The 13,615-nt window shown below is 43.1% G+C and carries 11 protein-coding genes and 1 riboswitch; of the genes, 6 read left to right on the top strand and 5 right to left on the bottom strand.

The window, feature by feature from the left end:
* Positions 1–78 precede the first annotated feature (78 nt).
* Positions 79–930, top strand: coding sequence for an envelope biogenesis factor ElyC (gene elyC, locus AB4249_RS05930; RefSeq protein WP_371724944.1), 852 nt, complete (start codon positions 79–81; stop codon positions 928–930).
* A 166-nt stretch (positions 931–1,096) separates the two neighbouring features.
* Here elyC and torR read toward each other — a convergent pair whose 3' ends face one another.
* Positions 1,097–1,810, bottom strand: a complete 714-nt coding sequence (gene torR, locus AB4249_RS05925) for a two-component system response regulator TorR (RefSeq protein WP_017067841.1) — start codon at positions 1,808–1,810, stop codon at positions 1,097–1,099.
* A 285-nt stretch (positions 1,811–2,095) separates the two neighbouring features.
* Here torR and torD point away from each other — a divergent pair, with 285 nt between their 5' ends.
* The 5 genes from torD (at position 2,096) to AB4249_RS05900 (ending at position 6,234) form a co-directional block, all read left to right on the top strand.
* Positions 2,096–2,743 carry a molecular chaperone TorD gene (gene torD / locus AB4249_RS05920; RefSeq protein WP_102332488.1) on the top strand — a complete coding sequence of 216 codons (648 nt, stop codon included), beginning with the start codon at positions 2,096–2,098 and terminating at the stop codon, positions 2,741–2,743.
* Between the two features lie 315 nt (positions 2,744–3,058).
* Positions 3,059–4,063: an HTH-type transcriptional repressor PurR gene (purR, locus tag AB4249_RS05915; RefSeq protein ID WP_017062096.1), complete on the top strand. Its 1,005-nt coding sequence runs from the start codon at positions 3,059–3,061 to the stop codon at positions 4,061–4,063.
* Positions 4,064–4,233: 170 nt separating this feature from the next.
* A riboswitch (cyclic di-GMP riboswitch) is annotated at positions 4,234–4,319 on the top strand.
* A gap of 127 nt (positions 4,320–4,446) precedes the next feature.
* Positions 4,447–5,037 (top strand): TfoX/Sxy family DNA transformation protein, encoded by a 591-nt coding sequence (locus tag AB4249_RS05910; RefSeq protein ID WP_019820997.1) that lies wholly within the window; start codon positions 4,447–4,449, stop codon positions 5,035–5,037.
* Between the two features lie 134 nt (positions 5,038–5,171).
* The gene (locus AB4249_RS05905; protein WP_017072239.1) at positions 5,172–5,852 is read left to right on the top strand and encodes a TVP38/TMEM64 family protein; all 681 of its coding nucleotides are present in this window, start codon (positions 5,172–5,174) and stop codon (positions 5,850–5,852) included.
* Positions 5,853–5,916: 64 nt separating this feature from the next.
* Positions 5,917–6,234, top strand: coding sequence for a DUF2007 domain-containing protein (locus AB4249_RS05900; RefSeq protein WP_017062099.1), 318 nt, complete (start codon positions 5,917–5,919; stop codon positions 6,232–6,234).
* Positions 6,235–6,365: 131 nt separating this feature from the next.
* Here the strand turns inward: AB4249_RS05900 and AB4249_RS05895 are convergent, their stop codons facing one another.
* The 4 genes from AB4249_RS05895 to topA all read right to left on the bottom strand — a co-directional run bounded on the left by AB4249_RS05895 (position 6,366) and on the right by topA (position 13,277).
* On the bottom strand, positions 6,366–7,163 hold the full coding sequence (locus AB4249_RS05895) for an alpha/beta fold hydrolase (protein ID WP_017062100.1): 798 nt from the start codon (positions 7,161–7,163) through the stop codon (positions 6,366–6,368).
* A 285-nt stretch (positions 7,164–7,448) separates the two neighbouring features.
* Positions 7,449–8,903 (bottom strand): glycogen synthase GlgA, encoded by a 1,455-nt coding sequence (glgA, locus tag AB4249_RS05890; RefSeq protein ID WP_017070017.1) that lies wholly within the window; start codon positions 8,901–8,903, stop codon positions 7,449–7,451.
* Entirely contained in the window at positions 8,893–10,122 is a 1,230-nt protein-coding gene (gene glgC / locus AB4249_RS05885) for a glucose-1-phosphate adenylyltransferase (RefSeq protein WP_080582251.1), read from the bottom strand. Before glgC ends, glgA begins: the two co-directional genes overlap by 11 nt.
* Positions 10,123–10,646: 524 nt before the next feature.
* Positions 10,647–13,277 carry a type I DNA topoisomerase gene (topA, locus tag AB4249_RS05880; RefSeq protein ID WP_372102508.1) on the bottom strand — a complete coding sequence of 877 codons (2,631 nt, stop codon included), beginning with the start codon at positions 13,275–13,277 and terminating at the stop codon, positions 10,647–10,649.
* Positions 13,278–13,615 lie beyond the last annotated feature (338 nt).

Below are 13,615 nucleotides of genomic sequence, written 5' to 3'. Positions count from 1 at the left end.
TCTGTCACAGGAATTTCAGGAATAAAGAGGCGATGTCTCTTTTTACTACTAAGTGATGTTTTTTCGGACTATTCGGATATGTTTGAGCTGAAAAAAGTAGTGTCTTCGCTATTGATGCCACTGCCAGCAATGTTAATTCTCGCTTTTCTGGGTTTAGCCCTAGTGATGTTTACTACCAAAAGGAAGACTGGTTGCCTAATCACCCTCTCAGCCCTATGTGGTATTTTCCTAATCGCTTTCCAGCCAGTTTCTAGTCAACTTTTAATGCCAATGGAAAGGCAACACACCGCATTTTTACCTGTCGATGAAACCGTCGATTACGTGATGGTTCTTGGAAGTGGTCACGTCGTAGACGACCAAATTCCACCGACATCAGAACTTAGCCGCACCGGCCTGATGCGTTTAAGTGAAGGGATTCGTATTCTACGCCTCTACCCTGGTGCAAAACTCATTTTGTCTGGCTATGGCGCAGGCACTGAAGTAAGTAACGCAAGAATGATGGCTAAAGTGGCTTTAGCACTTGGCGTAGCAAAGCCCGACATCATTCTGCTTGAAACCGCAAAAGACACTTGGGAAGAAGCCCGCCAAGCCGCTGCGTTCGTTAAGAATAAAAGAATGGTGTTGGTGACTTCAGCGAGCCATATGACTCGCGCACTGAACGAATTCAATGCTGCTGGAATGAAACCACTGCCGGCACCAACTAACTACCTTGCACAAGAAGGTATAGTTGAGCCGTGGGAAAAGTACATGCCGAAAGCGCTATACCTTGAGCAGACTGAGCGTTACTGGCACGAAACCATGGGATTGGTTTGGCAAAGCCTGCGTGATTGGCTAGATACAAGCAATGACATTGTTGAAGAGCCTGTTATTCCAGAAGCTTCCAGCTTAATTGAAGATGACGGTGACGTTTCCGCGGCTCAGCCTCAATAAGCCCATTGAATCTTTAAACTCATCTTAAGCATACAGAGTCGCCAAGTATTTGTAGATTCTCTGGTTGTTAACAGTAAAAGCTGAGTAATAAAAAAGCCGAGACATCAATGATGTCTCGGCTTTTTACGTTTAAATGTCGTTGTTAATTAATCACTCCCGAAGGAAATCAATCACCAGCGAACATGTAACCTTCACCGTGAACCGTCACAAAGATTTGTGGGTTCTTAGGATCGAACTCCATTTTTGCACGCATACGACGAATCAGCACGTCGATAGTACGGTCATTAGGCGCGTCCACTCGGTGGCTAATCATATTCAAAATACGTTCGCGGCTTAATACTTGATTAGGGTAAGAAGACAAAGCCACTAGCAGTTCGTATTCTGCTTTGGTCAGTTTCACTGGTTCGCCGTTCTTGCTTAACGCACGACGAGGGATATCAAATGTCCACTCACCAAAACGAACCACAGACTCATCTGATGTTTCTTCTACAGCGCCCGCTGCTGTTTTACGAGCAGCAGAGATACGCCAAAGTAGGTTTTTAACTCGAACTAATAACTCGCGAAGTTCGAAGGGTTTAGTAACGTAATCGTCAGCGCCCATTTCAAGGCCTACGATCTTGTCGATGCTATCCGTGCGTCCAGTAACTAAAATAATTCCAATGTCTGATTGACTGCGTAATTCGCGAGTTAGCATCAATCCATCTTCGCCTGGTAAGTTGATGTCCAGCATAATGAGGTCAACGTTGTTTTCTTCTAACACGTTTCTCATTTGAGCGCCGCTTTCTGCTTCGCTCACTGTGTAACCCTCGTTCTGGAAGTATCCAACCAGTTTACTGCGGGTTACCACATCATCTTCTACGACTAATACGTGATAGCTCATCTACACCACTTTTCTTATTTAATAGTTTCAGTGACTATTCTATTCATAACTAGTAACAATTCTAGTGGTACAGAAGATAAAAGCCAGAAACATGGATTTTTTTTGATACAAGACAATCTTAAACCTTGCTATTTATCGTCCATCGCAATTCAATATAGGCATTACTACTAACGAGTAACTTTGCGTTTCGCAAATAACCTTGTTATTCAGCCTTGGTGTGCTTATGCCCAAGTGACTTCAAGATGCATATAAGCAACATCACAAGACTAAGTCAGGATCTAACAAATGAAAGATACGAAAGCGTTCAACGAGCAAAGAGCAGAAATATACTGGTGGCTATCAAGCTTATTTGCCAAAGAGCTCACTCAAGAAGAACTCGATCACTACCACTCTGTTGAAATTCGTTCTTTCCTAACTGGTTTAGGCGAAAATGAGACACTAAAGCCAGCGATTGATAAGTTAGTGGATGCGCTGAACCGCCTACAAACTCGTGAAGATGCTCAGCTAGAACTGTCTGCAGACTTTTGCGATCTTTTCTTAAAGACAGATAAGCACGGCGCTCTTCCTTACGCTTCTATGTATATCGGCGAAACTGGCCTTTTGAATGATAAGCCAGCAAAAGATATGGAAGAGATCATGGCTAAGCACAACTTAATCGTGAACCAAGATCTAAAAGAGCCAGCAGACCACATTGCTATTGAACTCGATTTCCTTGGTAACTTGATCATTCGTTCAAACGAAACAGATATTGAAGAAGAGCTAGAGAAATTATTTGCCGTTCAACAGCAGTTTATCGAACAACAACTGCTGACTTGGGTACCAAAGTTCAACGTAAAATGTCATGACGTTGATGAATTCGGTTTCTACGCTAGTGTCTCATCTTTGCTACTCGCATTCTGTCAATTAGACACTCAATATTTAGCTGGTGAATAGCTTCTTGGATGACTAGGTAAATAAATTCAGTAGAATGTGACAATTCACCCGGATTTCTGGGTGAATTTTATTGCGAGTAATTTCTAGTCAGTCTAAAATTGTGACCGCAAACGATAAAATATGAAACATTCACGAAATGCTATGCTTATTAAAGTTCAGAGCATTTCGGTGTTAAGACAAGCCGCTCAATAGCGGTTTTTTGTTTTTTAGCACTTTAGTACCCAAAGAGCCCTACAAATTTAAGCTCTTAGTTAGGTAGCTTAACGGCTACTTTATTCCGTACTTTGGGAAAGTAGCTTCTAATAGGATAAAACCATGGCCACTATAAAAGATGTCGCTCGCTTAGCCGGCGTATCAACAACAACCGTTTCTCACGTAATCAACAAAACTCGCTTTGTTGCAGAAGCAACTCAAGAAAAAGTAAACAAAGCCGTAGATGAACTGAACTATGCACCAAGTGCTGTTGCTCGTAGTTTGAAGTGTAATACAACACGCACCATCGGCATGCTAGTGACTCAATCAACTAACCTATTCTTCTCTGAAGTTATCGATGGTGTTGAGAGCTACTGCTACCGTCAAGGTTACACTTTGATCCTGTGTAATACGGGCGGTATCTATGAGAAGCAACGTGACTACATTCGAATGCTTGCAGAGAAACGTGTAGATGGCATCTTAGTTATGTGTTCAGACCTAACTGAAGAACTAAGAGAGATGTTAGACCGTCACGCTGACATCCCTAAAGTTATCATGGACTGGGGCCCTGAGAGCTCTCAGGCTGATAAGATCATCGATAACTCAGAAGAAGGTGGCTACCTAGCGACCAAATACCTTATTGAACGCGGTCACTCTAAGATTGCATGTTTAAGTGGCCACTTAGACAAAGCAGCATGTGTTGAACGTATTGCCGGTTACAAGCGCGCACTCAACGAAGCAAAGATTTCTGCTGATGAAAATATGATCATCGAAGGCAACTTTGAGTGTGATACGGCTGTTCTTGCTGCAGAACAAATCGTTGAGATGGAAGATCGTCCAACAGCGGTATTCTGCTTTAACGATACAATGGCACTCGGCTTAATGAGCCGCCTGCAAGAAAAAGGCATTCGCATTCCAGAAGATATCTCAGTGATCGGTTACGACAACATCGAACTGGCTGAATACTTCTCTCCGCCGCTAACGACCGTTCACCAACCAAAACGTCGTGTTGGTAAGAATGCATTCGAAATTCTATTAGAGCGCATCAAAGACAAAGACCACGAAAAACGCGTCTTCGAAATGCACCCTGAAATTGTTGAACGAAGTACAGTTAAAACGTTAAATTAGTTGATAATTCGAGTTTAATTTCATCAAGCGCACCTTTAGGTGCGCTTTTTTTATCAGCAACTATAATGAACCCTTATGCATAAATGAAAGATCATTAATTGAAGCAATGTCACATTTTGAAATATCAACTGTGAGCTTCATTCAACAAAAACTTTATTCTATTCAATCAGTCACGCACAGGGCAAACCACTCGAAAGAGTGAGACGCAAAGCTTCCGGCCTAAACCACTCGTTGGTATGGTAGCGGGGTTACCGATGGCAAAATGCAGTAACTACTAATAATTTAGTAATTTACGGCTTATTGACAATTTAATTGCAACATTTTGCTAATCTCTCGGACCTGCTTATTTGGTGGCGTAGTTCAAATACACCGAGATAAATAACATGGATAAACCGATACTAAAGGACTCGATGAAGTTATTTGAGTCCCTAGGAAAAATAAAATCACGCTCAATGTTTGGTGGCTTCGGTCTTTTTGCTGATGACACTATGTTTGCTCTGGTTGTAAATGACCAGTTGCACATACGCGCAGACAAAGGCACAACGAAACAATTCGAACAACAAGGGTTTCAACCGTACGTCTACAAAAAACGTGGTTTCCCTGTCGTTACTAAATATTTCGCTTTACCTGAAGGCCTCTGGCAAGACCAAGAGAAAATCTTGCAGCTTGCAACCACGTCTCTAGGTTTTGCTAAAGAAGAAAAAGCTGAGCAGTCTTCTGCTAAGCCGACCCGACTCAAAGATCTGCCTAATCTTCGACTCGCTACCGAGCGTATGTTGAAAAAGGCAGGGATCGATTCTGTAGAACGTTTATATGAATCTGGCTCTGTAAACGCATTTAACGCCATCAAAGAATCGCATGCGTCTTCTGTCAGTATTGAACTACTTTGGGCGCTAGAAGGCGCGATTAATGGTACACATTGGTCTGTTATACCGCAGCAGCGTCGCGAAGAGCTTATCAATCGCGTCAATTAACATTGTCAGTGCAATCTATATACATAACTAAGCCGCATTTACTGCGGCTTTTTTTATATCTGGTGAAAGTTAATCTATGCTTTGCCTGTCTATCTATACTATCGGTATGCATTGAAAATTTAGAGGAAGTATCAATGAGTAAGAAAATGATATTGGGTATTGTGTTGGTCGTAACCATCGTCTTGTTAGGCATCAATTTCGGCCAGTACTTAACGCTTGAAAATGCTAAGGCCCAACAAGCTGTGTTAAATGACTACATTGACAGCAACTTTATTGCGGCTGCCGCTATCTATTTTGTCGCGTATGTCATGATTACGGCTTTCTCCATTCCTGGTGCCGCTGTTGTAACCTTATTAGGGGCCGCGCTATTTGGCTTCTGGAACAGCTTGCTACTGGTATCTTTCGCAAGTGCGATCGGTGCGACCTTAGCTTTCTTAAGTAGCCGTTACCTGTTGCGTGACTGGATTCAAACCAAGTTTGGTGACAAATTGGCGACGATTAACAAGGGGGTTGAAAAAGACGGCGCATTTTACCTGTTTTCTCTGCGTCTGATTCCTGTATTCCCATTTTTCCTTATCAACCTATTGATGGGTCTAACACCGATGTCAGTGAGTCGTTACTACATTACGAGTCAAATCGGGATGTTACCGGGGACGGCGGTTTTCTTGAATGCTGGTACTCAGCTCGCAGAAATTGATTCACTTTCGGGCATCGTCTCCCCTTCAGTACTATTGTCATTTGCATTATTGGGGATATTCCCAATAGTGGCTAAATGGTTGATGGGTAAGTTTCGCTCAGCACCCGTAGCTGAATAATGTATATAGCAGAATAGTTTATAATATCTAAACAACACAGATAGCCGAATAAGGTTCTATTTCAATGAAAATCTTCAGTGCATCGAATCCGACAGAAGCTCATATCATCTGTGGATTGTTAGAAAGCGAGAATATTGCCTGTGAAGTCCGTGGTGAGGGGTTGTTCGGATTAAAGGGGGAAATCCCATTCACTGAAGAAACTGACCCTTACGTATGGTTATATGAGCCAGAATTGGCCAGTAAAGCTCGCATGCTCGTCAATGACTACCAAAAGCAGCAAGATTCGATCATCTATGAAGAGTGGCGTTGTGGTGAGTGTCATGAAGTCAACGAAGCGCAATTCGGCTCTTGCTGGCAGTGCGGTGCTGCCTCACCTGAATAGCAGGGTTTCAGTGACCTGATAGAACGATTCGGTCAGATACCTCCTCCAATTAAAAACGGGAAGCTAAAGTTAGCTTCCCGTTTTTATTTCAATTCGATTAACTCATCATCTTTGATTTCACGCCTAGAAAATCACTGAATTTGTTTTTGAATAAACGCAATCGAACGCTGATTAAACTCTTCAGGGTTTTCCACGTTACACACGTGTCCACAATTCGGGATTTCTACTAGCTCACTCGATTCATGCGCTGCAACCATTTCTTTTACAGGCTTAATAAACATGTAGTCACGTTCACCCATCAAATAAAGAGTCGGTATTGGTAGCTCTCTATCTTTAAAATATTTCATCAAGGGGTTTACATCAGCCGTTAAGATAAACCAGCGTTTAAATTCTTTCTGGCACAGTTTTTTGGCTTCGCGGATAAAAAGGTGACGAGACTCTTTTTGGCTTTTTTGTGGCATCACAACATAAGCAAAAAGGCTGTATAACCACATGTAAGGAATGATGTGCTTGCTGAGGTTACCCAACTTGATTAACACTTGAGAGCGAGTGTTTAGCTTGGTGACAGCGCCACCCAGTACCATTGAACGTACACGGCCAGCCGCCAGTTCGGCAACGTTACGCACAATAATCGTGCCCAAAGACATGCCAACGAAATGTGCAGAACGGATCTTAAGATGGTCTAACACTTTAAGAATATCAAGCGTCACCGATTTGAACGTATAACGATTCGAAATCAGCCCTTTAAGTATATTGTCTGATTTACCGTGCCCTCTCAGATCAATGAGAAGTAAGTTGAAATGCTGTTTATACGCTTTGATCTGCTTGAACCAGATGGAGGAACTGCCTCCTGCGCCATGCACAAATACAACCCACTCATCGCTCGTAGGGTGAGTAAATGTTTTATGAAATAGTAAACTCTCAGACATACCTATCGCTTTAATTATTGGAATGGAGCTATGCCTCATCACGAGGCGATGACTAAGGATACCACGCTATTAAGAACTTTAAGTGATAATAGTGTCAAACCTATCATTAGTCATGTGAATACCTACCTCACCTTTTCTACCTGACAAAAATGAGTTTGCAAGCTTTGTCTTCGTAAACGTGATGTGCTCTGACCAGGAAACAAAAAGGCACTCAACAATTAGAGCGCCTTCATTTATTACGAGCTGTTGTTGCCCGCCCGCTAATTTTAAAGCTAAGTCAACAAGTTAAAATGCTGAATGATACATAGCTAGGTATTCTTTAGCCGCATCTTCCCAACTAAAATCTTGCTGCATCGCATAAAGCTGAGCACGCTTAATTTCAGATGGGTTTTGTGCATAAAGCAGTAATGAACGATGTAACACAGCCAATAACGCCTGCGGTGTTGGCTCTTCAAAAGCAAACCCAGTCGCGACTTCAGGATCTTCATCGTAATCATTCACGCTGTCTTTTAAACCTCCCACAGAACGAACAATCGGCAAAGTACCGTAAGCCATGCTGTAGATTTGGTTTAAGCCACACGGTTCAAATTCCGAAGGCATCAAGAAGAAATCAGAGCCTGCTTCAACCAAGTGCGCAAGTTCATTATTGTACGCTTCTACGAACGAGAACTTATCTGAGTGAAGCGCTGATAGCTCTTTCAATTGACTCGCCAAAACCGGATCGCCAGTACCGACAATCACGATCTGAAGATCATTTTTCAAAAACTGTTCGATGATAGGCAGTAAGTAATGAACACCTTTTTGATTCGTCAAGCGACAAACCATGCCATAAACCGCGCAATCGGCAACGGGTAAACCTACATCTTGTTGCAGTTTTTGCTTACAAGCTGATTTTCCGCGAGCCATGCTGTGCTTGGTCGCTTTGTATTTACGAGGAAGGAAAGCATCAGTTTCCGGATTCCAAGCCCCATAATCACACCCATTCAAAATGCCGAACAGATCAGCAGATCTGTGTTGGAATTCTGCAGCCATACCGTGGCTACCTAATTCCGTTTTCAACTCTTCTGCATAGGTAGGACTTACTGCGTTCACTTTATCCGCACACATCACTCCAGCTCTTAGCATAGTGACATGAGTGTCACTCACTGAAGCTTCAGGCGCATGGTAACTGTGCATCTCTGGCAGGAATTGAAGTTCATCGTAGGCGAACACACCTTTGAAAACCGCATTGTGAATCGAAATAACACTGCGCGTATTTTCAAAGAAATCGTGTTGTTGATAACGCGATTTAAGCAAGAAAGGAACGAAACCAGTATGCCAGTCATTTGCATGAATGATATCCGGTTGGAAACCAAGCTTAGGAAGCATATCAAGACAGGCTGCACTAAAGAACGAGAAGCGCTCTCCGTTATCAGCATAAGCTTGATTGTTTTCTGCGTACATTTCCGGGCGGTCGAAATACTTGGCACATTCAATACCAAAAACTGGAACGCCTTCTACGCTCAGTTTTTTAACTTGATAAGCCGTATGAGGCCAATGATCGAGTTCAGTCGATAAAATAACTTCTGCTGAATCAATGTTTGGAATGTTTCTATATGCGGGGATAGTCACTCGAACGTCCTGTTCGAGTGTTTGCAACGCTTTCGGCAGTGCCTTGGCTACATCAGCCAAGCCACCACTTTTAATCAAGCCTTCAACTTCAGACGCTACAAAAAGTACCGAGAGAGTCTTAGTAACCAACTCGTGCTCCTTTAGAAATCACTACGACACCATCGTCAGATACGTGGTAATGCTTTTTGTCTTCTGTCAGATTTACACCAATCTGTGTACCCGGTGCGATATCTGCGTCTTTATCAATGATAACGCGGCGCAAGATACAACCCTCACCCACTTTTACATCACCGAGTAAGATGCTTTCGCTAATATCACACGCTGATGCGATATTGCTGCGGAAGCCCAGTACACTCTTTTCAATACGCGAACCACGTACATAACTACCGCTACACACAAGGCTATCAATGATCTGAATTCGACCATTTGCCGAATCAGTAAACGTAGCTGGTGGTAGTGGCGGGTAATAAGTGTGTAGAGGCCATTTACGGTTGTATAGCGAGAATGGCGCATCTTTCTTAAGAAGGTCCATGTGCGCTTGCCAGTACGCGTCAATCGTACCTACATCGCGCCAGTAAACTTCTTCTTTCTCACCAGTAATACGGTTGGTGCTGAAATCATAAACAAACACATCACCACGTGGGAACATGTTTGGAATAATGTCTTTGCCGAAATCGTGTGTCGAACCTTCTCTATCAGCATCTTCCGTTAGTTCGGCAAAAAGCTCTTTCGCTTCGAACACGTAGTTGCCCATTGAAACGAGCGCTGATTCTGGATCGCCCGGGATCGACTTCGGATTTGCAGGTTTCTCTTCAAAGCCAATCATACGGCCGTCAGCATCAACCTCAATAACACCGAATTCTGATGCTTCAGCAAGCGGCATGCGCAATGCTGATACTGTTAGAGCCGCTTTCTTCTCTTTATGGAAATCAAGCATCTGTTTGATGTCCATCTTATAGATATGGTCTGAACCAAAAATACATACTTGATCAGGTTCTTCCAACTCCATAAAGCCCATGTTTTGGTAGATAGCATCTGCTGTGCCTTCATACCAACGCTTTCCTTTACGCATTTGCGCAGGAATTGGGTCGATAAAACGGTCTGTTATGCCACTGATATTCCAGCCTTTTTTCATATGGTGGAACAGTGACTGTGACTTAAATTGTGTTAATACGTAGATCTTCATTAGATCAGCATTAACGAAGTTGTTCAAAGCGAAATCAATTAAGCGGTAACTACCACCGAAAGGAACCGAGGGTTTGCTGCGAGATTCAGTTAAAGGTCTTAAGCGAGAGCCTTCACCACCAGCAAGAATCATTCCCAATACACCAGCCATTTTATTCTCCATATATCTATAGCTTGTCGATGTTAGTACTCGTAGAGGTATCTTCCTCTGGGGGATGAGCACCAACACTTATTTCGGTATTTAGCGAATATCCATTCACATACAGTGACAATATCCTAAGCCAAACGTTGTTATGTGTGCACTATTCTTTGCACTTGGTTTTATATACGTTATCGACTTTTCGGCCGAATTCAATTTTTAATACGCCATTCTGTGGTACGTAAGCTGATTGCTTTCCCAAGACTTAAAGCAGCTCACATTACACCGTCCAGACGAAACATTACATTAACACCCGACACACATCAGGTATACAACTAAACGCTGATCTGTGAGTTACAATATTTTAATTAAGTTACATTCTCGTTAAAGTTGCATAAGAAAATCTGATTAATTGGCATTATTTATTTTGCGATGTGAATTTAATAAATTCTCGCAGACGAAACACCAGGTCAACAAGTTGCATATTTAGTCATATTGAGATCAAAAAAAAGCAGCCATTAGGCTGCTTTTTCATCAATAACGTTCAGTTATTTCTCTTTAGACTTTTTACGCTTATCCGTAACTTCCCACTTACCGTCGATGTACAACGCAGTCCAACCGGACGGTTTTCCATCTACTTCAGTACGCACGTAGTTTTCTTTGGTCTTACGACTAAAACGAACCACTGTCGGCTTACCATCAGGGTCAGCAACTGGCGCTGATGCTAGGTATTGGAACTTAGGTGAGATACGGTCTTTAAAACGAACCAGCTCTTCCACTAATGGTGCACGTGTTTCACGTGATTTAGGGAAGTTGCTCGCAGCCATAAATAGACCAGAAGCACCATCACGAAGAACAAAGTACGCGTCTGAATTTTCACACGGAAGTTCAGGGAAATGCACCGGGTCTTCTTTTGGTGGCGCAACTTCGCCATTTTTCAGAATCTTACGAGTGTTCTTACAATCTTCACTCGTACAGTCCATGTATTTACCAAAACGACCGTTCTTCAGAACCATGTCAGAACCACACTTGTCACACTCAACAAGTGGACCATCGTAGCCTTTCACTTTAAATTCGCCGTGCTCAACCACATAACCTTCACAGTTCGGGTTGTTACCACATACGTGCATCTTACGCTTATCATCGATTAGATAGGCATCCATTGCCGTTTCACAAATAGGACAACGCTTTTTAGCTCGAAGTGCTGCTGTTTCAACGTCTTCTTCAAGCACGTTGATAATGCCTTCTTCATCACCAAGGTTGATTGTTGTCTTACAACGCTCTTTTGGTGGAAGTGCATAGCCAGAACAACCAAGGAATACGCCTGTCGAAGCAGTACGAATACCCATTTTACGGCTACAAGTCGGACACTCAATATCGGTTTCCACGATATGATTTGGCTTCATGCCACCAGCGTCTTCGTCTAAGTCTGCTTTTTCCAAATCGCCAGTAAAGTCTTCGAAGAAGTTATCTAGCACGCCTTTCCAGCTTGCTTCGCCTTCTGCGATTTGGTCCAACTTCTGCTCCATACGAGCAGTGAAGTCGTAGTTCATTAGGTCATTGAAGCTGCCATCTAGACGGTCAGTAACAATTTCACCCATCTTCTCAGCATAGAAACGACGCTGTTCAACTTTTACATAACCGCGATCTTGAATCGTTGAGATGATTGATGCGTATGTTGAAGGACGACCAATACCACGCTTCTCAAGCTCTTTAACTAGCGCCGCTTCAGTGAAACGAGCCGGTGGCTTAGTGAAGTGCTGTTTAGGGTCTAGCGCAATCAGATCAAGCTTATCGCCGATCTGTACTGCTGGAAGGATCGTATCTTCGTTCTTGCCCATTGGACGCTGAACACGAGTCCAACCATCAAATTTAAGGATACGACCTTTCGCTTTCAACGTGTACTCATCTGCTTTAACGCTTACTGTCGTTGAATCGTATTGAGCTGGCGTCATTTGACACGCTACGAATTGATTCCAAATTAGCGAGTAAAGCTTGTGTGCGTCTGCGTCTACGCCGTTTAGATCTTCCGACTTAACATCTACACTTGAAGGACGAATCGCTTCGTGGGCCTCTTGAGCGCCCTCTTTGCTGCCGTATGCAAGTGCTTTAGGTGGAAGGTATTGCGCGCCGTACTCAGAACCAATGTATTCACGAGCGGCTTCTACAGCTTCTGAACTCAAGTTGGTTGAATCAGTACGCATATAAGTGATGTAACCCGCTTCATACAGGCGTTGAGCCAGCATCATGGTTTTCTTTACGCCATAACCAAGACGCGTACTCGCCGCTTGTTGCAGCGTCGACGTGATGTAAGGTGCAGACGGCTTACTCTTTGTTGGGCGGTCTTCACGTTTACATACTTCGTATTGCGCTTTTTCTAAAACGCTAACAGCAGCTTGTGTTTGCGCTTCATTTTCAGGTTTAAACGCAACACCGTCTTTCTGTGCAACTTGCAGTCTAAAGTCGGTTTTCTCTGCTGTTTTAGTATCAGCATGCACATCCCAGAACTCTTCAGGGATAAAGGCGTTGATCTCGCGCTCACGCTCTACCAGTAGTTTTACCGCTACTGATTGAACACGGCCAGCGGACAGGCCTCGTGCTACTTTTTTCCAAAGCAGAGGTGACACCATAAAGCCAACAACACGGTCCATAAAACGTCGTGCTTGTTGTGCGTTTACGCCATCAATATTTAGCTCACCTGGAGTTTCGAAAGCTTGTTGAATAGCATTCTTGGTGATTTCGTTAAAAACCACTCGCTTGTATCGCGTTTCATCGCCACCGATGATCTCACGAAGGTGCCATGCGATAGCTTCTCCTTCGCGGTCCAAATCGGTTGCGAGATAAACATGGTCTGCGTTCTCAGCCAGTTTTTGCAATTCAGCGACGACTTTCTCTTTACCAGGTAGGATTTGGTAGTTCGCTTCCCACTCTTTATATGGGTTGATACCCATCTTTTTGATAAGAGCTTTGCGATCTTTTTCTTTCTTGATACGAGCTTTGTCTTCTGGGCTCATACCCTTGGTTGAAACTGCAGCAGCCTTTTGACCAGTACTTTGACCTGCCGTTGGTAAATCACGTACGTGACCTACACTCGACTTAACGACAAAGTCTTTGCCAAGATATTTATTGATAGTTTTAGCCTTGGCTGGCGACTCCACTATAACGAGCGATTTACCCATATTGACTCTAACGTCCTTAATCACGATGCTTCAGCACCAACAATTTAGCTTGTGGGCTTTTACGCATGATATTCTAAATTCATTGCTTCTTTTTTTACTATTGTGCGAGATTACTAGAAGATCAACCGCTTTTTTCAAAATTGGATCTGATCGCTCGACAATTCGACGACTCATAGATAAAAGGGTCACAATATAAAGAAGCTATAAAGTACTCACTAAGAATACTTGCAAGAGCCTATTCATCAGGCATTACGTCTAAACGGGCTCATACTAAGCTTGTCCGCGAATCTAACGCGAGCCCCATTCAATTATTTTTGCCGTAAATCACAAAATAAATT

This window comes from Vibrio sp. 10N.261.55.F4 (assembly GCF_041470465.1).
GTDB classification, from domain to species: Bacteria; Pseudomonadota; Gammaproteobacteria; order Enterobacterales; family Vibrionaceae; genus Vibrio; species Vibrio crassostreae_C.
The sequence above is the reverse complement of the archived record's forward strand: the minus strand, read 5'-3'. Positions and strand labels throughout refer to the sequence as shown.